The sequence below is a fragment of the Acetatifactor aquisgranensis genome, assembly GCF_943193215.1.
Classification (GTDB): domain Bacteria; phylum Bacillota; class Clostridia; order Lachnospirales; family Lachnospiraceae; genus Acetatifactor; species Acetatifactor aquisgranensis.
Genome location: NZ_CALPDH010000055.1, coordinates 1 through 20,903, shown reverse-complemented (window position 1 = coordinate 20,903; position 20,903 = coordinate 1). Strand labels below are relative to the sequence as shown.

22 protein-coding genes and 1 pseudogene are annotated in these 20,903 nt (G+C 51.1%); 7 read left to right on the top strand and 16 right to left on the bottom strand.

Going from position 1 to position 20,903, the window contains the following annotated elements:
* Positions 1 to 130 precede the first annotated feature (130 nt).
* The 9 genes and pseudogenes from NFS35_RS27105 to NFS35_RS27070 all read right to left on the bottom strand — a co-directional run bounded on the left by NFS35_RS27105 (position 131) and on the right by NFS35_RS27070 (position 10,419).
* Positions 131 to 1,453, bottom strand: coding sequence for a DUF3810 domain-containing protein (locus tag NFS35_RS27105; protein WP_251210096.1), 1,323 nt, complete (start codon positions 1,451 to 1,453; stop codon positions 131 to 133).
* A gap of 108 nt (positions 1,454 to 1,561) precedes the next feature.
* Positions 1,562 to 1,948, bottom strand: a complete 387-nt coding sequence (locus NFS35_RS30020) for a DUF3048 C-terminal domain-containing protein (protein ID WP_408629658.1) — start codon at positions 1,946 to 1,948, stop codon at positions 1,562 to 1,564.
* Positions 1,949 to 2,056: 108 nt separating this feature from the next.
* Positions 2,057 to 2,488 (bottom strand): annotated as a pseudogene (locus NFS35_RS30015) (DUF3048 N-terminal domain-containing protein); the annotation flags it as partial.
* A gap of 269 nt (positions 2,489 to 2,757) precedes the next feature.
* A complete protein-coding gene (gene dcd / locus NFS35_RS27095) occupies positions 2,758 to 3,291 on the bottom strand; it encodes a dCTP deaminase (RefSeq protein ID WP_251210094.1) in 534 nt (177 codons plus the stop codon).
* Positions 3,292 to 3,378: 87 nt separating this feature from the next.
* On the bottom strand, positions 3,379 to 4,155 hold the full coding sequence (locus NFS35_RS27090) for a sugar phosphate isomerase/epimerase family protein (protein WP_251210093.1): 777 nt from the start codon (positions 4,153 to 4,155) through the stop codon (positions 3,379 to 3,381).
* 446 nt (positions 4,156 to 4,601) lie between these two features.
* Positions 4,602 to 6,602, bottom strand: coding sequence for a beta-N-acetylhexosaminidase (locus NFS35_RS27085; protein WP_251210092.1), 2,001 nt, complete (start codon positions 6,600 to 6,602; stop codon positions 4,602 to 4,604).
* Positions 6,603 to 6,804: 202 nt separating this feature from the next.
* Positions 6,805 to 8,475, bottom strand: a complete 1,671-nt coding sequence (locus tag NFS35_RS27080; RefSeq protein WP_251210091.1) for a type 2 periplasmic-binding domain-containing protein — start codon at positions 8,473 to 8,475, stop codon at positions 6,805 to 6,807.
* A gap of 90 nt (positions 8,476 to 8,565) precedes the next feature.
* Positions 8,566 to 9,465 (bottom strand): carbohydrate ABC transporter permease, encoded by a 900-nt coding sequence (locus NFS35_RS27075; RefSeq protein ID WP_251210090.1) that lies wholly within the window; start codon positions 9,463 to 9,465, stop codon positions 8,566 to 8,568.
* Between the two features lie 27 nt (positions 9,466 to 9,492).
* Complete coding sequence (locus NFS35_RS27070) at positions 9,493 to 10,419, bottom strand: ABC transporter permease (protein ID WP_251210089.1); 927 nt, start codon at positions 10,417 to 10,419, stop codon at positions 9,493 to 9,495.
* Between the two features lie 469 nt (positions 10,420 to 10,888).
* Between NFS35_RS27070 and murQ the strand changes: the two genes are divergently transcribed.
* Together murQ and NFS35_RS27060 are read left to right on the top strand one after the other, a co-directional pair.
* Positions 10,889 to 11,827 (top strand): N-acetylmuramic acid 6-phosphate etherase, encoded by a 939-nt coding sequence (gene murQ / locus NFS35_RS27065; protein WP_251210088.1) that lies wholly within the window; start codon positions 10,889 to 10,891, stop codon positions 11,825 to 11,827.
* A gap of 70 nt (positions 11,828 to 11,897) precedes the next feature.
* Positions 11,898 to 12,827 (top strand): N-acetylglucosamine kinase, encoded by a 930-nt coding sequence (locus NFS35_RS27060; RefSeq protein WP_251210087.1) that lies wholly within the window; start codon positions 11,898 to 11,900, stop codon positions 12,825 to 12,827.
* Positions 12,828 to 12,934: 107 nt separating this feature from the next.
* Here the strand turns inward: NFS35_RS27060 and NFS35_RS27055 are convergent, their stop codons facing one another.
* From NFS35_RS27055 to NFS35_RS27030, 6 genes are all read right to left on the bottom strand, one after another.
* Positions 12,935 to 13,753, bottom strand: a complete 819-nt coding sequence (locus tag NFS35_RS27055) for a hypothetical protein (RefSeq protein WP_251210086.1) — start codon at positions 13,751 to 13,753, stop codon at positions 12,935 to 12,937.
* A 313-nt stretch (positions 13,754 to 14,066) separates the two neighbouring features.
* Positions 14,067 to 15,248: a HAMP domain-containing sensor histidine kinase gene (locus NFS35_RS27050; RefSeq protein WP_251210085.1), complete on the bottom strand. Its 1,182-nt coding sequence runs from the start codon at positions 15,246 to 15,248 to the stop codon at positions 14,067 to 14,069.
* Positions 15,245 to 15,928: a response regulator transcription factor gene (locus NFS35_RS27045; protein ID WP_251210084.1), complete on the bottom strand. Its 684-nt coding sequence runs from the start codon at positions 15,926 to 15,928 to the stop codon at positions 15,245 to 15,247. Before NFS35_RS27045 ends, NFS35_RS27050 begins: the two co-directional genes overlap by 4 nt.
* Entirely contained in the window at positions 15,903 to 16,448 is a 546-nt protein-coding gene (locus NFS35_RS27040; protein WP_251210083.1) for a VTT domain-containing protein, read from the bottom strand. Before NFS35_RS27040 ends, NFS35_RS27045 begins: the two co-directional genes overlap by 26 nt.
* Positions 16,449 to 16,470: 22 nt before the next feature.
* Positions 16,471 to 17,064, bottom strand: a complete 594-nt coding sequence (locus tag NFS35_RS27035; RefSeq protein ID WP_251210082.1) for a class I SAM-dependent methyltransferase — start codon at positions 17,062 to 17,064, stop codon at positions 16,471 to 16,473.
* Positions 17,065 to 17,104: 40 nt separating this feature from the next.
* On the bottom strand, positions 17,105 to 17,470 hold the full coding sequence (locus NFS35_RS27030) for a hypothetical protein (RefSeq protein ID WP_251210081.1): 366 nt from the start codon (positions 17,468 to 17,470) through the stop codon (positions 17,105 to 17,107).
* A gap of 227 nt (positions 17,471 to 17,697) precedes the next feature.
* Between NFS35_RS27030 and NFS35_RS27025 the strand changes: the two genes are divergently transcribed.
* On the top strand, positions 17,698 to 18,153 hold the full coding sequence (locus NFS35_RS27025) for a tyrosine-type recombinase/integrase (RefSeq protein WP_251210080.1): 456 nt from the start codon (positions 17,698 to 17,700) through the stop codon (positions 18,151 to 18,153).
* 449 nt (positions 18,154 to 18,602) lie between these two features.
* Here the strand turns inward: NFS35_RS27025 and NFS35_RS27020 are convergent, their stop codons facing one another.
* Positions 18,603 to 19,547: a hypothetical protein gene (locus tag NFS35_RS27020; RefSeq protein WP_251210079.1), complete on the bottom strand. Its 945-nt coding sequence runs from the start codon at positions 19,545 to 19,547 to the stop codon at positions 18,603 to 18,605.
* 154 nt (positions 19,548 to 19,701) lie between these two features.
* Here NFS35_RS27020 and NFS35_RS29815 point away from each other — a divergent pair, with 154 nt between their 5' ends.
* From NFS35_RS29815 to NFS35_RS27000, 4 genes are all read left to right on the top strand, one after another.
* Positions 19,702 to 19,875, top strand: a complete 174-nt coding sequence (locus NFS35_RS29815) for a helix-turn-helix domain-containing protein (RefSeq protein ID WP_334303569.1) — start codon at positions 19,702 to 19,704, stop codon at positions 19,873 to 19,875.
* Positions 19,859 to 19,996: a hypothetical protein gene (locus NFS35_RS27010; RefSeq protein ID WP_251210097.1), complete on the top strand. Its 138-nt coding sequence runs from the start codon at positions 19,859 to 19,861 to the stop codon at positions 19,994 to 19,996. The genes NFS35_RS29815 and NFS35_RS27010 overlap by 17 nt, the downstream gene beginning before the upstream one ends.
* 173 nt (positions 19,997 to 20,169) lie before the next feature.
* On the top strand, positions 20,170 to 20,454 hold the full coding sequence (locus NFS35_RS27005) for a hypothetical protein (RefSeq protein ID WP_251210078.1): 285 nt from the start codon (positions 20,170 to 20,172) through the stop codon (positions 20,452 to 20,454).
* Complete coding sequence (locus NFS35_RS27000) at positions 20,454 to 20,675, top strand: hypothetical protein (RefSeq protein ID WP_251210077.1); 222 nt, start codon at positions 20,454 to 20,456, stop codon at positions 20,673 to 20,675. The genes NFS35_RS27005 and NFS35_RS27000 overlap by 1 nt, the downstream gene beginning before the upstream one ends.
* Positions 20,676 to 20,903: the final 228 nt, after the last annotated feature.

Below are 20,903 nucleotides of genomic sequence, written 5' to 3'. Positions count from 1 at the left end.
TAGCACTCTCTTATTTTCTGTTAAAAATAAGATGCTTTAGAGTATATTGCCCTTGTCGCATCTTATTTTACAATGAACCAATTTTTTTCCATCCTTTTACGGCTTTTGCGACTGCCGGAAAAGTACGGGCTTACGCAGCCAGGGGATGATACCGATAATACTGCAGCAGCAGCTTCACCACCCGGCTGTAGCTGACTGCCCCGTCAGAAACGCCGTTCACTTTCAGGTTCGTGTCGATGAACGCATCCGCCGCCTTGTCCACCACCTCCGTGTCAATCAGGGCTTTTCCGTTGATGCGGTCCCACTCTTCCTGCACTACGAAGACATTGTCCGTCCAGACCTGGTCCTCCACTTTCACCGGCCGAATCCTCGCTACCGCCTCCGCATAGACGGTTTCGTTCTCTTTCCACGCCTTGTAGATATCATTGTACAGATACACCAGCACGCTCAGATACCCCGCATACTGGAAAAAAGCATCATCCGACTGCACGCAGGCCAGATAGCCTATGAAATTAGCCTCATCCTCATAGATATAGCCCCGCAGGTGGGCCAGCTCGTGGCACATGGTGGAGGGGAAATTCAGGATGTGCATCACATCATTGTAATTGGCTTCCATGGAAAAGGGGAAATAATAGCCCTGCATATGCTGCTGGCACATAAAATCCGAAGAAAGCAGCGCCTTGGGCCGGGGATAATAGCCGTCCAGCTGTTCATAGGTTTCCCCCAGCCGAGTCATCAGTTCCCTGGCCATATCCTCCATATCCAGCAGGCTCCCGTCTTTTCCAATGCTGCCCGGATACAGCACCATGCCGTTCTCATCCCGGTCCATGAGGCCGCTTAGGCTGTTGCACTGCTCTGCCACCATATTGTAGACCCCAATCAGCTCCTCCAGCTCGTACACATTGTCATCCTCGCCGAAATAATGCTCCGAAAAGGTGGAGGCATGGTACAGGATGAAACAGTTCAGCGTCATGATCAGGCTGACGCAGGCCAGCACCCATGCGAAAAAGCGGTAGAATCCTCTGCTGAAGCGCCTGAAAATCCGGCCTTTCCCGCCCTCTGTCCCCGCTCCTTTCCCGGATAATTCCGGCGCTTCCGTGCGGGATAATTCCACGGCATTCCTGCGGGGCAGCCCTGGCGCCGCCGTATCACGCTTTTGCCTTCCCGCTATGCGTCTGATTCCCCATACCGCCCCGATTCCTGCCCAAATGGCTCCAAACAGCACCGCCGCCCCTACAATCACCAGCCCTGCCACGATCAGCCACTCCCCCACCGAAAAAGGAAAAAGCCCGCTTAACCTGCCATAGGTATTCACCCATATGGGAAATACATGCGCAATATACCAGTCCGCAAAGGCAGAGCTGTTCCACGCCGCCACATTCAGCAGAACCACCAGAACCACAATCCCCAGATACACCAGCCCGCTTTTCCGAAAAAACCTCCTCCGATCCATACCCCATCCCCTTGTCTCTCGATTTTCCAATGCCGTCCTGCCCGAAAGATAAAAAGATGAACACTTTGACATGTTCATCTTTTTACAGGCATAGTGATAGAGCGCTGATTATTTTATGACGATATCCTCCCACCCGTCCGACGGCACGATGGAAATATAGGTCTTTCCCGTATTCAGCTTGATTTCTTCGCTTGTGCCTTTCTTATAAAAGGTAGTGGGGACAGTGTCGGATCCCTTGTACCAGTTCACCTCTATTGCTTTTCCGTTTGTGATATAATATCCGCTCCGCCCTGAAGTATCAAGGACATTGTAAATCAGATAGCCGTCGCCCAAATCAGTAAATGTGCAGTCCTGAATCAGAAGATTCTTAAAGGTCAGCTGGGCATTCCCATGCTGAGGATCGACATGGGCCTGTCCGTACTCATAGTAATCATAGGTTCCTGTCTCTTCATTATACTTCAGAGTGGATTTATTATGTCCGAAAGGAAGCTGAATCTCAGTGCAGTCGAAAGCTCCGTCCTCATCGGATAAGTCGAACTCCTTATTTGAGAACTGGAAATGCTCTCCGGGATAAAATTCATTGTATTCCTTGCTATACTTCTTATCGCTGAAATTCTTCTCCAAATCGCCCGCCAGGATATATTCTGTAAACTCCGTGGGCTTGCCGTTATCCACACGTGAAAAGGTGCCGGTGAAATTCTCGCAGTAATCCCGCTCTTTAATCAAATCCAGGGCGAAATACGGGCCGCCGTCATGGCAGAGCACAGCGTTCCACTCTCCTGCCAGGTAGATGTTGGTGGATCTGGTGCTCCGAATGCTGCCCAGCTGCTCGATTTTGCCCCAGTCTTTTACCAGTACCATGAAACGCGTAATTCTGTCATTCAATGTGCTGTTCATAATCTCGTAGACGACATCGGCTTCCGTCAGGCCGTAATGGGGAAGTGCTATCTTCTCGTTGTCTACCATGACCGCGATAGGGCGCTGGTTTTTCAGCTCCTCGTCAATCCACTCGTTCGTAAGTTCGCTCCGGTACATGCCCTCGCGAACCTCATCCGGCTCCTCTTCCCCTTCTTCCGGCTCTTCCGTGGCATCCGGCGCAGGTTCCGGCGTCTCCTCTATTATCACAGGCGCCAGTGTCTCCAGCGGAGAACTCTCCCCCCCGTCGCTTCCTCCGCAGCCGGCCAGAATGACCGCAGCTGCCATAATTGCTGCCAATACTTTCTTTTTCATGAGAATTTCCTTTCTTTTTCTGCTTTTTAAGTTTTTCTATGATCTCGGAATAAGCCGCTGCGCCATTCCGGAATTCACTCTTTGTCATCCATAAATGCCCGGGAACCCGTAGCTCCGGTCTGTCCCTGGTACTTCCCCCGGTAAGGGTGGAGTGCGTCGGCATCCATCTCCGCGAACACCAGCTGTCCTACCCTGCGCCCGGATTTCAGCTCAATAGCACAGCGGTTGGCATTGAACAGCTCCAGCGTAATCTCTCCTTTGAAGCCCGGGTCCACCCATCCCGCATTCTGGATGAACAGGCCCATGCGCCCCAGCGAGCTCCTGCCCTCCACGAATGCCGTCAGATTGTCCGGCAGGGATATGTACTCCCTCGTGGTAGCGAGGACGAACTGGCCAGGCAGGAGCACATACCGCTCCGTCTCCATGGTCCGGTACTGAATCTCGTTCTCCAAATCTATGATGCCCGCAGGCAGGTCTTCAATGATGCTGAACATATTTCCCAGACGGATATCCACGCTGGCAGGCTGTATCTGGCTCTCCTCCAGGGGCGAGATGGACAATGTCCCCTCCCGGAGCATTTTCATAATCGTCCTGTCCGATAAAACCATATTATACCCCTTGCGCGCTCTTGCGCGTATTCCAATCAATAGTTTGAAAGTACACGGTTTTTCACCGCCACGAACCTACGGCCCCTTTCAGCGGTATCCGGCAGCCGCCAGATTGTCATAGCTTTGTTTCAGGCAGTCAAAGGGACTTCCCTGGCAGATATCCTGCTCCACCAGCAGATACTCACAGCTTGTCCCCTCCAGCTTTTTCAGGATGGCGTCAAAATTCAGATTCCCCTCCATCACAGGCGCCATCACAGCGCCCTCCGGACTCATTCCCATGTCCTTTAGATGCACGCAAGGAATCCTGTCCTGCAGAAGCCCGATCCACTGGCACACATCCGCTCCCGCAGCCTGCACCCAGTAGGTGTCCAGCGTAAAGCCCAGCTCCTGAGGCGCGAACCACTCCATCAGGTACTCGATCATGCGCTTCTGCCCGTCAGTGCCCTCCGCTTTCAACCTGCGGAATTCAAAGTTATGATTATGGTACATCAAAAGCTTCCCCGCAGCCGCAATCTTTTTCGCGGGCTCCCGGAAGTCCTCGGCAAAATATGCCAGCCATTCCGGCGCACGGTACTTGTCCGGCATGGCCCCCAGGCCGATATACTGACATCCCATGATGTCATGCTCCGCAATCAGCCGCTCCGTGTCATAGAGGATGCGGTTCACATCGCTGTGGGTCAGCACAATTTCCAGCCCCTCCTCATCGCAGATCTCCCGGATGCGTTCCGGCCGGATATCCCTGCCAACAGCGGAAATCTGTACTGTCCTATAGCCTATCCGCGCGATTTTCTTCATGCTCCGCGCAAAGTCTTTCTCGCTCTGTGTATACGCGCGTATTGTATACAGCTGTGCCCCCGTCTTCATAAATGTCAAACCTCCTGCTCTCGCTCTTACGCCATATGCGCAAAATTTTCCCTCTCTATTGTAATCTGTCCCGGCAATGAAATCAATAGAATTTTATGGATTTAAGGATTCTTAAGGACTTGACTTTTCAAAAATATTGTGCAATCCTGCTTGAAATTTCAGATTATTGCATTTTTCATCAGGAAGAATTTCCCCAAAAGAGGAGAAGTAATCATGTTTGCATTGAAGACATCAATGTTTCCAGCATCCCGCCGGAGTGCCGGCGTACACGATTCTGCTCTTGGCGGCGGCCATAGCGGTGTTCTACCGGGGCCTGCGGCGCTATACCTCCGACAGCCTCACGGAGGCACGGCTGTAAGAATTTCCGCCCATAAAATGTCCTGCCATAAATCTGGGCTTTACGGCAGGACAACCATCGAATTGCTTTATGCTGCTATGCTATAATGCTATACGCCTCCGGTGGGATTCGCCGCGGCAATCCAATCCCAGAACGGGCTGCCGATGTTCATGGCCTCCCCATCCTTTCTGGGCCGCATGGAGCCGTAGTGCAGAAGTTCCTCTTCCAGCTCCTCTATCTTCGTCCCCTCATGATAGAAGCTTTCCAGGCACTCCAGGGCGTACTTCAGCTGGGCCTCCAGCGCGCCCAGGCGGATGGTGATTACTTCAAAGCCCACGGCCTTGCTGGTGCTCTTCCACAGCTTGCGCCAGGTATCGGTCAGAGCGGGCAGCTGCTCCAAAAGCCCGCTGCACCTGTCCATGCATTCCTCCACCAGATCGTCCCTGCCAGCGTCATAGGCAAAGCGGATGGCGCAGCCCAGTTCCGCCTTGTCCGCCAGGAACTGCGCCAGATTCGCGTAATGGGCGAACAGCAGCGCGTTCCCCTCGGATTCCCTCATATATACCCGCAGCTTTCCGGACAGCTCCATATAGTAGTCGTACAGGCTTAAGAGCTCCCCGTCTCCTCCGAACAGGATGGCCTCCATCTGGGCCGGGTCCTCCGGATCCCTGCCTGCGGCCTTCAGCACATCACTCAGATAGTCCTGCACATGCCTGTCGAAGAGTCCGTAGAGCGGATTCTGGTACAGCAGGCATTTGGAGGGATTGGCGCTCTGAAGATTCTCCTCCGGAACGGAGGGGATCTCGTCCAGCAGGCGCAGATCGTAGAACGCCTGCGGATTCTCCCTGCAGCACACCCGGAAGCTGCCAAACACTTCCTCCTGTGTAGGCTCTTCGCTGTAAGCGTACTCTCCGAACAGCTGCAGCCCGATCAGCGCGCACAAACCGGAGGTCTCGCCGCCATTGTCCCCCCACATGGTGGTGCAGACATTCCGGATATTCCGCTCGCGGCATGCGGCAAGCCCCTCCCTGGTGACCCGGAACGCCTTACCCTGGTTGGGCGAGATGCCGTTCCATGTCCAGATGCCTCCGGCGAAGATGATGCGGTCCGTAAGCTGCTGATGCTTTTCAAGCAATCTGGAATAGACTTCTTTCTCCGCATGATAATAGTCCCAATACACCAGGGAAAGCCCGTCCGGAATAGAGGCCCTGATCTGCTCCAATGTCTTCTCCTCAATCGGGGACTGGTCATAATAATCCCCGCTCTCGTTCAGAGGCCGAAAGAACATGTCGCTCCATATCATGGGATCCAAAGAAAGCTCCCTGCACAGCTCTATCACCATCTCCAGATGATCCCGCAGAATCTCCAGCGATGGCTTATAGCCGTTCTTCGCCAGGTACTGACCGCTTCCCAGGCCCCATGCCTCGTCCATTCCGAGGTGGATTCTGGAGGAACGGAACGGCGCGGTGGCCGCCTTTAAGATGCTCCTTAAGAATTCTTTGGTCTCCGGCGCCCCTACCAGCAGGACACTGGTGGTATCCTTTATGGGGAAAGCCACCGGCCAGCGCAGGTACTTCTCCAGATGCCCCAAAGTCTGGATGCAGGGAATCAGTTCCAGCCCAAAATCCGCCGCATAAGCATCCATTCCGGACAGTTCCTCCCGGGTATAACGCCCTCTCCCATATCCAAAGTAGGGCAGCTCCTCCACCTCATAAGTATCTTCCATATATAAGAAAATATAGGTGTACCCCATCAGGGCGAGCTTTCTCATGAAGCCCCGGAAACCCTCCACGGATATCACATTGTTCCGCGACAGATCGAACATAGCGCCCAGCTCATCGAAATATTTGACCGTCTTCTCCTCAAAGGCTTCCGGCAGCTTCCCCAGCAGCCTCCCCAGCTGGCGGAAGAACAGCGTCCTGGAGTCAAAACGGATGCAGGCCTCCTGCCCGTCGCAGCTCACGCTGTTCTCCGCGCCGCTTACCGCCTTTATCGGAAAGCCGCCCCCGTCTTTCCCGCACAGCCTGAAATATCCGTCCCCCTCCAGCCCTTTCAGAGCCGGTGCCAGGCCCTCGATGTCACCGTAAAAATAAAGTCTCGGAATTCCCATACCCGACAAACCTCCTATCCCGCACTGCACATTGCAGGCCGCCTGCGGCCGCCCGTCGCGGCAGTCCGCTGTTTTTATATATACTTTCGGCTCCCCTTCCCCTTTTCAAAGGGGACAAGGGAGCCGTCCATACTTACTTCATTGCTCTTGTTTCATTATTTCATGATTCAACCGTTTTGCCTCTTGTGCACCACGCTCTGATTTAGTATCCGAAGTACTCGTTCAGCTCGTTCAGCAGGGGCTCCCACATGCCTCTGTTCTCCTCGAAGAAAGCGTCCCAGGTGGAAGCGATGTCATCGGTACCGGTTACCAGTTCGTTAATCTTATCTGCATAAGCCACGGAATAGGTATCCTTTGTAGGGCTGCTGAAGATTGTGTAGTTCTTCTCGTAAGGGATGATGGTACCCTGCTTCTTGACCTCGAAGACAGCCAGAGCCTGGTCGATGGCGCGTTTGTCCATATCTGCTCTTGCCCCGGAATATCCAATCTCGTCCTGGCAGTGGCTGAATGCCGTTCCCAGAATCTCAGTGGAAGGGTATACGGTAATGTCGATGTTGTTGATGGGCTCGATGCTGCCGTCATCCGCATATTTCCAGTCAACCTCAGGGATACCGATCTGCACGGATGCTTCGCCCTCAGCAGTGCAGGCCCAGTCCATGACTTCCATAATCTTCGCCATGGTAGCTTCGTCCGTGTCAGGATTGAAGACCTGCACGGTCCAGTAGTTGCCTACCTCAAGGATGCTGCCTGCGCTTACGCCTTCATCCGGAACGATGTGGGCGCCGCCGATAATCTCATAGGGATCCTGATCCGGGAAGTTCCCCTGATAGCCAGTCATATAAGTATTGGTATTTCCGCAGTCGCCGCTGTCATACATAGCAGCCAGCGTACCTGCCATCAAAGCGGCACGGGCATCATAGATATCGTTGATGACCACATAGTCGGGATCAATCAGGCCTGCCTGATACCACTCCCTCATAATCTCGATCATGTTGATCCATTTGTCCCTGTCATCCACAAAAGTATATTTGAAGCCGTCTTCTGTCTCGATGAAAGTTCTTCCGTAAGGAGTGCCTGTAGCATATCCGAACATCTGGTCCAGGTTGCCGGGGCTGTCGCTTACAAAGGAATCATTGGTCAAGCCTGCCGCTTTCACTTTCTCAAGATACTCTCTCAGCTCAGAAATGGTGATGCTGTAGTCCTTTCCGAGATCCGGCATGCCTACCTCCGCAGCCCAGTCCTTTCTGAAGAACAGAGTTGCATGGTTGATAGGGGGATCCATCTCCAGGAAGTTGTTGAACACAACGTGGGGAACGCCATAAGTCTTGCCGTCCACCTTCAGATACTCCGCGTAGCCGGAGGCCTCTACCATCTTGGCGATGTTGGGATACTTCTCCTCCCAGCCGTCAGGCAGGGCGCCAAGCAGCCCCTGATCGATGTAGGAATAATACTCGGCGAAAGTGAATCCTTCCCAGTTGGCACAATCGGGAAGCGAACCGCCCATGACCTGTGTACGGAACCTCTCGTCGGCGCCGCTGGGCTCATTGGCCATGACTTCCATGTCCACACCGAACTTCTCGTTGATCCAGAGGAACAGGGGATCCTTGTAATCCTTACCGGCGATACAGTTGTATGCCGTAAAGGTGAAATGGACTGCGTCTCCGCTGGCGGCCTCGCCGCCGGCATCTTCCGCTTCGCCGCCAGCGTCTTCGGCATCTCCGGCATCTTCCGCCTTGCTCTCTTCTGACTTGGACTCTTCCGGAGCAGAACTGCTGCCCTGGGAACCTCCGTCATCGCCTCCGCAGCCTGCCAGAGCAGAAAGCGTCAGCGCGCCGCACAGTAACAATGCAGCAAACTTTTTTACCTTTCTCATAATACTCTCCTTTCATATAGATGAATTTTATGTTGTATCACTTCCGGCACCGTCTCCGATCCCGAATGCATAATACCCAAAGTCACAGCATTACATCTTCACGGCGCCTACCAGCATGCCTTTTACAAAGTACTTCTGCAGGAACGGGTACACCACCATGATAGGCAGCATGACCGCGAACACTGCTGCCATTTTGACGCCCTGAGAGAAAGTATTCTGGAACGCCATACCGGAGGCGGCCATATTCTTGGTACCCTCCTGAGAGGTCAGGGCATTGACGATGGAGCGCAGGAACAGCTGCAGCACAGTCTTGTCGCCGCTGCTCAAAAGGAGCATGGGCCAATACCAGCTGTTCCAGTATCCCACTGCGGTGAACAGGGAGAACGTGGCTATCAGGGGCTTCTGCAACGGAAGCATAATCTTCGCAAAGACCGTCAGGTCATTGGCTCCGTCTATCATGGCCGCCTCCTGGAGATCCATGGGGGTGCTCTCGAAGCCGTTCTTCATGATGATGATATTGTAGGTGGAAATCATGCCCAGCAGCACCAGTACGGTATAGGTGTCCAGCAGTCCCATGCCCTTGATCAGCAGGTATGTGGGAATCAGTCCGCCGCCGAAGAACATGGTGAACAACATGGCCATGAAGAAGAACTTCTTCCCCGGGAACTTTCTGGAGAATGCGTATGCTCCCATGACCGATACCAGCATTCCGGCGAATGTGCCTATCAAGGTGATTCCGATCGTCGCCTTATATGCGGTAATCATGGCGCCGCTGTTCTGGAACAGCAGATAATTGTAGTTGGCCAGAGTGAACTCTCCAGGCAGCCAGGAGAACGGTTTGCGGCTGAAAGCAGCCGATGTCTCCAGGGAAATAATCACTGCGTTCCAGAAAGGAACCACTATCAATATGGCTATAATCGTCAGGACTATCACGGAGAAAATCTCCGTGCCGGCCCATTTATGTCTCTTTTTCGTCTTTGTATTCTTCATCGTCTCTGTCTCCTTTCCCATCCTCGCCTAAGCGAACATTCCCTGTCCGCTGATTTTCTTCGTCACCGTGTTCGCCAGGAACAACAGGAAGAAGTTGATCACGGACTTAAACAATCCTACCGCCGTGGAAAATCCGTAATTCGGCGTGCTCAGGAAAGTGATGTCATAGACATAGGTGTCCAGAATCTGGGATATATCCTTTACCGCGCTGTTCCGCAGGTTGAAGACCTGGTCGAAACCGGCATTCATCATTCCGCCCACCTGGAGGATGAACATGATGACGATGGTGCTCAGGATGCCTGGCAGGGTCACATGCCATATCTGCTTCAGCCGGGTGGCGCCGTCCACCTTGGCCGCTTCATAGAGCGTGGTGTCGATGCCCGCTATGGCTGCCATGTAGATGATGGCGGACCATCCCATCTCCTTCCAGTTGGAAGTGATGTAGAGCAGAGGCCTGAACAGAGGCTTTGTGGTCAGGAAATTAATCTTCTCAAATCCCAGGTTATCCAAAAGGATATTGATTGCGCCGCCCTGGGCCATGAAGTTGGTCACGATGTTCGCCACCACGACCCAGGAGAGGAAATGAGGGAACGTAAAAATGGTCTGATATATCTTTTTCGTGCGGTTGCCGGGCATCTCGGTAATCATGATGGCCATAATGATGGGCATGGGGAACTCGAACAGCAGTCTGCTGGCGCTGATTACAATGGTATTGTTAATCGACCTGATGGCGTCCGGTGTAATGAAGATTCTCTTGAAATGCTGCAGCCCTACCCATGGACTCCCCATAACTCCCAGCTTCGCGCTGTAGTTCTTGAACGCCATGAGCACGCCGTACATGGGGGCATAGCAAAACACTGCCAGCCAGACCAGCAGGGGCAAAAGAAGTATGTACAGGTACCTCGCTTTCCAAATTTCGTGCAATGTCTTTTTCTTTTTCTTGGTCGTTTCCATATACGGTCCCCCTTGGAATATTTTCCGTCAGGGGTTTCTATTTCCAAAACCTATACTTTTTGGGAAGGAGAAAAGGCTGTCAATAATGACAAAAAGAATGGAAAAATCACTTGACTTTTATGCGTTTTTGTAGTAAATTTAAGTAACAAATTCGTCAGGGCTTTCTATTTTCAAAAAGTATAATATTTGGATTGTGCCAAAAAGCCGACAAAATCCTCATATTTTTATGCAGTCCTCCACGTTTCCGGCAGTTGCGCACGTCAAAATCACGGCTCTGAAAATCAACTTTTTCCACCAATTTGCACAGTATACAGCCCCGGGCCGCCACAGCAAAAGCGCTGCGTTTTCCGCCAGCAGATTTTTCCCCCTAAATATTTGTTGACATCGCCCTCTGTTGCAACTAAAATGTAGCCAGAAAATGTTACCGGAGACAATGCCCTGGATTCGTGCGGGGCGGACAGGAGGCAGAATGGACAAATATTTGGCTAATCTCACGACCGAGCAGGTCAATGAGCGCACAGAGGAACTTGACCGCTGCGGCACAGCGGAGATTCTGACCATGATCAACAGAGAGGATACCGCGGTCCCCGAAGCGGTAGGAAAGGTGATTCCCCAGATAACCCAGGCGGTGGACATGATTGTAGATGCCATCCGCGGGGGCGGACGGCTTTTCTATTTCGGCGCAGGCACCTCCGGGCGGCTTGGCGTCCTGGACGCCTCCGAGTGCCCGCCCACCTTTGGCGTCAGTCCCGACCTGGTACAGGGCCATATCGCGGGCGGCGACACTGCCCTGCGCAACGCGGTGGAGGACAGCGAGGACAATGAGGCGCTGGGGCGGGATGAAATCACAAGGCTTGGCATCACTGCCGCCGATGTGGTGACGGGAATCGCCGCCAGCGGCAGGACCCCTTATGTGCTGGGCGCGGTGCGGCAGGCAAAGGCCGTGGGCGCGAAGACCATCGGCCTCACCACCAACCCGGACAGCCTCCTGCAAAACTGCGTGGACATCTGCATCGCCCCCGTGACAGGCCCGGAGGCGCTCACCGGCTCCACCCGGATGAAGTCAGGGACCGCCCAGAAACTGGTGCTGAACATGCTCACCACCGCCACTATGGTCAGGCTGGGCAAAGTATACGGAAACCGTATGGTGGACCTGAACGCCACCAACGGCAAACTGGTGGAGAGGGCAAAGAGAATCTTCTGCGACATCACAGGCGGTTCAGAGGAGGATGCCGAAAAGTACCTTTGGGCAGCCGGCAAACGGACAAAGCTGGCCATCCTGATGTTCTGCTCCGGGCTGGAGGCTCCGGCGGCACAGGCCGCGCTGGACGAAAACGGCGGCAATCTGCGGCAGGCCTTTTCCAGTCTCGGAATCGATCCCCCTGGCCCGGGCAGCGCGGGACGGTGACGCACTGCATCAAAGACAAAGGAGGAGCAGGCCCGCTTCTGCTTCCCGAACGATAGCACAGGAGTTTACCATGATGAACTATTATATCGGAATGGATGCCGGCGGAACGGGGACTTCCGTCCTGGTTTCGGACGGCAGGAAAGACCTTTTTCAGACAAAGACAGAGGGGCTCAATTGCAACAGTTTTCCCAGGGAAAGGATTGTCCGGTCGCTGCGGAACGCTATGGCGGATCTGGCGTCAAACGGCTTCTCTCCCGCGGATTGTCTCGGTATCGGCATAGGCGCTGCCGGAAACAACAATCCTGCCGCCGCGGAACTGCTGCGGGATTGCCTGGCTAATTGCGGCTTTCACTGCCAGGTCACCATCTGCAGCGACGCGGACGCGGCGCTGTATGGAGCTTTCGAGGAAGAGGACGGACTTCTGCTGATCTCCGGGACAGGCTCTATCTGCCTGGGGCAGACGGACGCGGGGCGGAAAAGGTACCGTGCAGGGGGCTTCGGGCATCTCATCGACGATGAGGGCAGCGCCTACGCCATCGGCCGGGACATCGCAGCCGCCGTAGTGAGGGCGGAGGACGGCAGAGGACCCGAAACAGTCCTTAGGGATATCCTGTTCAGTCATCTTGGAATCTCCGATTCCTCTGAATTGGTAGCATATGTGTACGATATGAGCCATACCAAAAAGGAAATCGCCCAGCTGGCCCGCCTGATTTCCCTGCCGGAAACCGATACGGACCAAGCGGTCCGGCAGATTATCGCCAAAGCGGCAGCAGCGCTTCTGGAAATGGCCGCAGCGGTCTGCCGCCAGATGGAGAGCAGATGCGGCGAAGCCGAAATCCCTCTGGTTCTTCACGGCAGCGTCCTGCGCAACAACCAAAGGATTGCCGGAGAGCTGACCAAAGCGCTCGCTGCCGGTCTTCCCCGGATCCGCCTCACGGAAGCCAGAACAGACGCATCCCACGGGGCAGTCTGGCTGGCCCGCAGAAATGAGCGGGGATGAAAGAAGTTTCCGTCCCCCAGCGTATCGACTAAAAAACACCTTTCCCTCATGCGGGAGCCTGAACCGCTCCGCAATGACAGAAAGGTGTTTATCTCTGTTCTTGCTTTTTATAAGGACACATCTACGTTGCCGCCCTGGGCTACGGGGGCAGCGGAAGCCACTTCCGCCGCGGACCTGCCGTCCACCTGCACCGGTATCTCCACGCCGGACAGCTGCAGGGACACGCCGCTGTCTTTGGAAAATGAAGCCGCCTCCTGCCTTTCTTTCTCCAGCTGGCTGAAAAGGGCTTTCAGGTACTTCATGTCCGCCTCCACGATTTCCCGCATCTCGTCCGCCCTGTGCTTCTTTTTCAGCTGCTCCAGCTCTTCAGGGTCCATATCCAGCCGCACCGACTGCATCAGTTCCATCTCATTCTCCATGGCCAGCTCTTCCATCTCCTCCTGAAGCTCCTGCATGAGCTGTTCCATCTCTTCCGCGCTCAGCTCGGCGAAGTCAGCCCCTTCCGTCTCCCAGTTCCACTCCCGGGATTCCTCCTCGTCCAGGCCCTGCTGCCAGATACCGCCGCCGCGTTTCTCGATTTCCTCTTCCTGCATCAGGTGCTTCATCCGCTTCTTTGCCACGCGCTCCATGCGCTCCGCATGGCGGATGGCGGCCCTTACTTCCCGGTCGTTGTACTTCCCGCTGGCCAGCTTCCTGCGCAGATTTACTGTCTCTGTCTTGGCGCTGGCCAGGACCTGCTTCGCGTTGCCCGAAGTCTTGGCCTGAGTGATCATGGTCGAGATACGCCGCTGTTTATAGGACAGCTTTTTCAGCTTCTTCAGGCTGGAGCTGTGAATCGTGATCGTGCCCACCTTAGAGCCGTCAGGCCTCTTTAGGGTAATCTGCCTTACGCCGGTATTTCTGTTGGTGTTGACTTCTATGCTCATATGGTAACCTCCTGTTTCCCTGCCGCATCCTTGCGTTTTACCAGCTTTTCTATCTATATCGGTTTTTTCCCCAGGAAAAATAAGGGCGAATGCCAAGCTGCCAGAAGAAAGGATTCAGAAAATCAAGCGGGTTTTGAGCGCGCTGTGGTCAACAATCAACGCAAAAGAAACGCTTTCCGTCACTTGCGATTATTTCGCTGTTTTCGATTCCGTGGCGGATAGCCCTGTGGCAGATATTTTTGAGTGAAAGGGCGATAGCATGAATTTGGCTTATATCATTTGATTAATGTTTTTGCTTTTGGCGCTTCTTCTTTTATTTGAGAAACAGATGGATGGACAGCTCCTGTCCCTGCAGCGATGCGCCCACCTGGCCCCCGTGGAGCTCCACGATGCGCTTTACAATGGCAAGCCCCAGCCCGGAGCTTTGGGGGGCGCTCCTGGCCCGGTCTCCACAGTAGAAACGCTCAAAGATCCGGTCAGGCTCAATGCCGTGAGAATCCGCCACCCGGTTGGTGATACAGATATGGAGCCGGCCCGTGTCCTGTGCCGTCACGGTTACCGGGGCGGCACGGTGGGCGTACCTGCGGGCGTTGTCCAGCAGATTCTGGAACACCCGCACCATTTGCTGGATATTGATATGGGCCATATGGCTTTCCGCCTCCAGCTGCCATGAAAGCGTCAGGCCCTCCGCCTCCATAAGTATTTTATATTCATAGAGGATATGCCGCAGCAGCTCCAGCACATCCCTTTTCTCCATGTCCGGTAATTGGTCGGCGGAGTTCAGCTTCGTATATTCGAACAGCTCGTTGATCAGCCCGTTCAGCCCCGTCAGGCGCCGTTCCACCACTTCGATGTATTCGGCAAAGCGCTGCCTGTCTTCGGGCCCCGTCTCCTTCAGCAGCTCCACATAGCCGATGATCGAGGTAAGGGGGCTGCGCAGGTCATGGGACACATTGGTGATCAGCTCATCCTTGCTTCGTTGCTGCCTTTTCTCCCTCTCCTCCTTTTCCCGAAGCTGGACGGACATCTCGTTGATGACGGCGCACAGCCGGGTGATCTCATCGTCCCCCTGCAGTTCCATGGTCCTTCCAAAGCCCTCCTCCCGGATCTTCTGGATTTCCCGGGACAGGTACTCCACATACCTGACCCTGCGGTTGATCCTGACGGAAAAGGAGACAATAAAGCATATCACGGTAAGCGCCACTGCCACCACCGACGGGAGATATTCGGCGGCAATGAGGTATCTATAGCCCAAATCATGAAAATAATCCCACAGCCCGGAATGGAGCAGAAGCTGCATCATGGACAGCACCACCGCCAGCACCACCAGGCTGACAGCAAGGGAGACGCAGGCCGCCTTCAGGAAATATACCGTGAGGCGTTTTTGGTATGTGGAGGACAGTCTTCTGTAAACCAGGAAAATCACGAAAACCGTTCCTGCGATGACAATGCCGTTGATTAAAATATAGTTTGGAATCATTCGTAATAACGTCATATCTGATACCCTCTTCCCCAACAGGTCTTGATAAAATCCGAATGGACATTGTCCCAGTTCAGTTTATTGCGGAGATTGGCGATATGCATCATCACCGCATTTTCCGAACAGAAGAATTCTTCATGCCATACCGCTTCATAAATCTGCGCCATGGTCAGCACCTGCCCCTTGTTCCGCAGCATATACTCCAGGATGTCGTACTCCTTGCGCGTCAGCCTCACTTCCCGCCCGCTTACCCATACCTGGCGGCTTTCCATGTCCACCGTCAGATCCTCCGTCTGGAGCGTGTGCGCCGGCTTTTCCGTCTCATTGTACTGTTTATAGCGGCGGAGCTGGGCTTTGATGCGGGCGAGGAGCTCAATGGGCTGAAAGGGCTTGGTCACATAATCGTCTCCCCCTACCGTGAGCCCCTGTATGATGTCTATGTCTTCTGATTTTGCCGACATGAAAATAATGGGCATTCTGCTCCTTTCCCTTATCTGCAGGCAGGCGCTGATGCCGTCGATTCCCGGCATCATCACGTCCATCAGAATCAGGTCTACCTGATAGTGTTCCAGGATATCCAGCGCCTGGGCCGCATTCTCACAGGTGAGGTAACGGTAGCCCTCATTGCCCAGGTAGATGCCCAGAAGCCTGCAGATATCTTTATCGTCGTCAACAACCAGTATGAATTCTTTCATGATAGTTTGCTTCTCCCTTTTTGCAGAAATGCTGCAGCAACGCCGAGGCAAGGAACATAAGCAGAAGCTCCACAGCAATCATCTGCCATCGCCTCAGGCCGCACAAGCTGCCGAAAAACCCCGAAAAGGCAATCATACCGATGGATATGATTTTAGCAATTATACCAATTTTCAGAAACTGAGGCAATGATATTTTAAAAAAAGCGGAGCCTGCGCAGAGCACTTCATCGGACACAAGCGGAACGATCAGCAGTACGCCGAGAATCCAAACGCGGTACCGCCCCGTCAGCTGCTGCAGCCACGCAAGCTGCCGCCTCTCTTTTTTTCCTTTAAAAATACGATGTACGATCAGGGAAGATAAGGAATACATAATCGTCAATCCCAGCACGGAGCCTGTGACCCCAAGGGCAAAAGCTCCCAGGCTGCCAATCCGTCTGGTTCCCCACAGTACCACTGCCGTTTCCGGCACCGGAATACAGATAGGGAGCAGCACGCAGACAAGAAAATAGACACACCACATAACGACACCTCCTGATATTGGCTCATACCATACTGTCCGCAGAGATTTGCTTCTCGGGGCAGCATTTCCGTTTCATGTGCAGCACATATGCCGGGGGGAGATTTTGCCAGACCCGTACAATCCCCTGGATATGGAAATATTTTTCCAGAAAGGCTTTCCGCAGCAGCGTATACTGGAATGTGGTAAATACGCCTTTGGCTCCGACAGCCTCTTGGGTCTGTGACAGTATTCTGTGGGACACCTGCCGGGGGAGTGATGTAAATGGCAGCCCGGAAATGATATAATCCGCATGCTTAAACCCCTGTTCTCTTAAGAAGCTGCATACATTTCCGGCATCTCCGTGGATCAGCACCACTCCCGGCATTCCCTGAAACTGTTTCCGAAGCATCTCATAAAAACAATCATTCTGTTCGATCACTATATAAGTCGTGTCCCGCCTTTTTCTTGCTGCCACCTCTCTGGTAAATACGCCCGTCCCTGCCCCGTATTCTACAATGCAGCGCGCTTTCCCGAAATCGATAGAAGCCGTCATGGCCGCCGCCAGATGCCTGCTGCTGGGTGCAATGGCCCCGATCGTGTTCGGAGCGCTGATGTATTCTCTTAAAAACTGCCACATGGGATATGCCTCCTCTAAACAATAGAATTCACGCTTGCATTCAGCGTGTTATGCTGTCATTTGATGATTTCAGTATAAAGAGGAGGTATAAAGAGAAAACCGTAAGAATTATAAAGATTTCTTTGGTTTTACAGGGAAACAGGCTCTGCTCTCCCATTCTTCCCGGGCAGTGTTTTTCCAGAATCATCTCCTCCATGCCGTAGATACGGATGATTTTTCCTACCTTTTCATCGTCGTACACATTGTTCAGCAAATAGGCGAGCTTCTCCTCCACTCCCATATGGCTGTTGAAGAATTCTGAAAGCCCAAAAGACGGAACAAGAGGAAATTCAGGGGAATCGTGTCCATTACCTTGAAACGGATTTTTTGTAAGGTTTATTCCCTCTGGAAAGTGATTGTGGTACAATGGAGCCATCGGCAAGTTGAAATGGAGTTTGAAAATGTCCGAGAAGAGAAAAGACAATAAAGGGAGAATCCTGCGGACAGGATAGAGCCAAAGAAAAGACGATTCAAAAGCAGCTTGACGACAGAATTGACTATGCTGCCGGAAAGATTACCATAATAGACCTTTTAGAGCGATACATCAGTCTGAAACAGGGAGTTCGCTACAACACGAAAGTCGGTTACAATTTTGTGCTGAATTTAGTCAGGAAAGAAGATTTCGGTTATCGTCAGATTAGGGATATCAAAGTATCAGATGCCCAAAAATGGATTATGAAGCTTCACGACGAGGGGAAAGGATACAGCACTATTACAAGCGTCCGGGGCGTTGTCAAGCCAGCCTTTCCAATGGCATACAATGACGATATTATCCGCAGAAATCCCTTTGATTTCAAATACAAGAAGCTGCATCCGGATAAGCCGCTGCCCCATATCACGCCCCATGTGTTCCGTCATACGTTCTGTACAAACATGGCAGATGCCGGTATGGATATCAAAAACCTGCAATATGTAATGGGGCATTCTGATGTAGGTGTTACATTGAATGTTTACACTCATGCAAGTTTCGACCGGGTGGCAGAGCAAATGGCGAAAATCATTGACTTTAAAGAAACCAATATGCAGGGAAAGAAGAGAAAATCAGGTTGAAAATACACCAATCTACTACACCACTTACTACACCATTTGCCCATGAATTTGCGTAGAATTATAAAGAATTGCGTATGTTCCGGGCAAAATACAAAATTGAAGAAAAATGCCAAAAAGCCTAAAATATCAAGGTTTGTAGGCTTATGAAAGGATATAATCAAGATGATAAAAATACTCTTTATCTGTCACGGCAAAACGCTAACCCGATTCTGTAATGCTCTAAAAATCAAGGCTGTAAGCTGATTGCACAATCATTTTACCACGAATTTACCACTTTTAATCAAGACCCAAACTCGTACCGTTATTTCGATAGCCTGTCAATCCCTTTACCGTAGGCACTCGCAGAGTGGGGATTTACAGGCGGTAGTATATTAAGCCGATAAAGCAAATAATAGTAAAAGGGATATTCCAATTCACTCTTTTGGAATATCCCTTGACTACCATTTATGCTATTTTAAACGGAAAAGTATCGTATCATCATTTTCTTTTGCTATTTCATAGAAATTTTCAATATCAGACAATTCAGAAGATGATGATGCAATATTAGGATTAAATATTCCCAGTACAAGCCCGTCATATCCTTTCGGAACACGATAGAAATTTCGGAATTTATATGCGAAAACATCATCAACCCAACCATACTGCAATTCTTCTGAATCGTATTGTACACCGGGATATTCTATGCCGCTATAGTTTACCGTAAAAGTGTCTGTTTTTTCATCATAGTTATCCCAAAAAGAATTATCATAATAATCAATGGTCGTACTGTTAAAGCCACTGTAACCGTGATTATACGCATTTTCATCATCCAAAATCATGGTACATGTAACAGCTTTCCATTCGTAACCGTCTAACGCTTCATGCGTTTCGTCTGATTCAAATGTTTCATAATCTGAAAATATAACTTTTCCGTTGGTTGTGTAGCCAGCGTCATAACAGGCTATCACATAAGGATATGTAGTATCTAATTCCGCATTGCAGACTAATCCATACTTTTCAAATTCTGCCTGCAATGGTTCGCCAACCGTTTCTCCACACACTTCACACATAGCGCCCTGTTGAAAGTTCGCTTCTGTCAAAGTATGTTCCAGTGGTTCTCCTTCTGTATCTCCGCATACACTGCAATGTTTTGCTTCTGAACAAGTAGCGTCTACCCATGTATGCTCTAAAGTCTCGCCCTCTGTCTCTCCGCACACGCTACAGGTTTTAGGTTCTGAACAAGTAGCGTATATCCATGTATGCCCCAATGCTTCGCCCTCTGTTTCTCCACATTTGGCACACGTTTTTGGTTCTGTGCAGGTGGCTTCTTTCCATTCGTGACTCATACAACAGCCTGTCAGCATAAAACAGATTGTAAATGTGCCAATTACATGTAAAAATTTTTTGTGCTTCATATGAATTTTCCCTCCGTATAAAGAATTTTAGCGTATACATTATACTCAATATGTTAAGCATAGTCAAGTAATTAAGTATGTTAGTGTAAATATGTCGGATATAAAGAAACGGAGATGATAAAACTTGATTTCTTATGAGCCTTTATTTGAGACTATGCAAAAGAAAGGTATTACAGAGTATAATTTAATATACAAACAGGGAATGTCTGCAAATACGATACATCGAATCAAAAAAGGACTTCCGTTTACTACGGAAACATTAGATACACTTTGTTTCATATTGGATTGCGAAGTGTCGGATATATTGCGGCATGATAAAACTAAATGAAGTAGAAGCAGTATTGAAAAAGGCAGGAATAACCTGTCCTTTTATATTCAAACTAATACTAAAAGAGGATATATTATGGAAAAGTCAGGATTGGAACAACAAGGGCGAAGTAAAGCATTAAAGGAATTAGAAGAATAATAAACAGCATTTTCAAAAATGGTTTATCCGGCAGAATGGATAAACCATTTTTTGTATGTAGCTTTTCAGCAATGGAAAATCCCATTGCCGTCATGTACAGATACATGGGATTGATAAGGAAGTGTAACTTAAAAAATTTTTAAAAGGAAATCAGGTATGTATGAACAGGAAATGATTAAGTGCCTAAAAACCTTAAGCAAACAGATTTGGGGTATCCAACAGCTTATGGTTAATCTTGACCGTGATGTCAAGAATATGCGTGTCAGTGGGAATACCATAGTCAAAACCATGCCATTCGGAGTCAAGGATATTTCCAGCGTCCAGCTTGCGGATGCATATACAAGGGGACTGAACATGGAACAGCTGATTGCTTTGGGAAATGGAAAATACACGGCAGAGCAAATCTACACTAAATTAAAAAGAGCGAGGGTGGTGGACTGATGCGTGCACTAGTAAAGCATAATGGAACGCAGCTGCCGGAGGTGTTGTGCCATATAAACACGGCAAGCAACATTGTCACCATGCAAACCATGTTGGAGCCAGGCATGAACCTCGACCTTGACAAGGTTTATGTTGAAGTCAATCTTTTTGGGGATTTGAAACCTCTGGAAGATGACAATGTCATGATGCTGGGGTCAAAAGCCCTCGAAATAGAACCTTGAAAATTTAATATTTTACAGTAAATACAAGCATTCCATCGCTTTATAAGTTATAATAGTAATAACTTCTGAAAGGTGGTATGTTCTATGTCTTTTCAAACAAATGATTGCCAGCAATTATCATTAGATGACAGTTTTATAACTCTGACTGAACGTAAGTAGGTAATCATCCGTATCTGTTATTCCCTGTTTTTCTTTGATACAATACCATCAAAACGTTGGAGGTATTGT

Bases quoted from the DNA above. Each gene is read 5' to 3' on its own strand.
- NFS35_RS27105 (WP_251210096.1), bottom strand. From the start codon at position 1,453: ATGGATCGGAGGAGGTTTTTTCGGAAAAGCGGGCTGGTGTATCTGGGG.
- dcd (WP_251210094.1), bottom strand. From the start codon at position 3,291: ATGGTTTTATCGGACAGGACGATTATGAAAATGCTCCGGGAGGGGACA.
- NFS35_RS27090 (WP_251210093.1), bottom strand. From the start codon at position 4,155: ATGAAGACGGGGGCACAGCTGTATACAATACGCGCGTATACACAGAGC.
- NFS35_RS27085 (WP_251210092.1), bottom strand. From the start codon at position 6,602: ATGGGAATTCCGAGACTTTATTTTTACGGTGACATCGAGGGCCTGGCA.
- NFS35_RS27080 (WP_251210091.1), bottom strand. From the start codon at position 8,475: ATGAGAAAGGTAAAAAAGTTTGCTGCATTGTTACTGTGCGGCGCGCTG.
- NFS35_RS27075 (WP_251210090.1), bottom strand. From the start codon at position 9,465: ATGAAGAATACAAAGACGAAAAAGAGACATAAATGGGCCGGCACGGAG.
- NFS35_RS27070 (WP_251210089.1), bottom strand. From the start codon at position 10,419: ATGGAAACGACCAAGAAAAAGAAAAAGACATTGCACGAAATTTGGAAA.
- murQ (WP_251210088.1), top strand. From the start codon at position 10,889: ATGGACAAATATTTGGCTAATCTCACGACCGAGCAGGTCAATGAGCGC.
- NFS35_RS27060 (WP_251210087.1), top strand. From the start codon at position 11,898: ATGATGAACTATTATATCGGAATGGATGCCGGCGGAACGGGGACTTCC.
- NFS35_RS27055 (WP_251210086.1), bottom strand. From the start codon at position 13,753: ATGAGCATAGAAGTCAACACCAACAGAAATACCGGCGTAAGGCAGATT.
- NFS35_RS27050 (WP_251210085.1), bottom strand. From the start codon at position 15,248: ATGACGTTATTACGAATGATTCCAAACTATATTTTAATCAACGGCATT.
- NFS35_RS27045 (WP_251210084.1), bottom strand. From the start codon at position 15,928: ATGAAAGAATTCATACTGGTTGTTGACGACGATAAAGATATCTGCAGG.
- NFS35_RS27040 (WP_251210083.1), bottom strand. From the start codon at position 16,448: ATGTGGTGTGTCTATTTTCTTGTCTGCGTGCTGCTCCCTATCTGTATT.
- NFS35_RS27035 (WP_251210082.1), bottom strand. From the start codon at position 17,064: ATGTGGCAGTTTTTAAGAGAATACATCAGCGCTCCGAACACGATCGGG.
- NFS35_RS27020 (WP_251210079.1), bottom strand. From the start codon at position 19,547: ATGAAGCACAAAAAATTTTTACATGTAATTGGCACATTTACAATCTGT.
- NFS35_RS29815 (WP_334303569.1), top strand. From the start codon at position 19,702: ATGCAAAAGAAAGGTATTACAGAGTATAATTTAATATACAAACAGGGA.
- NFS35_RS27010 (WP_251210097.1), top strand. From the start codon at position 19,859: ATGATAAAACTAAATGAAGTAGAAGCAGTATTGAAAAAGGCAGGAATA.
- NFS35_RS27005 (WP_251210078.1), top strand. From the start codon at position 20,170: ATGTATGAACAGGAAATGATTAAGTGCCTAAAAACCTTAAGCAAACAG.
- NFS35_RS27000 (WP_251210077.1), top strand. From the start codon at position 20,454: ATGCGTGCACTAGTAAAGCATAATGGAACGCAGCTGCCGGAGGTGTTG.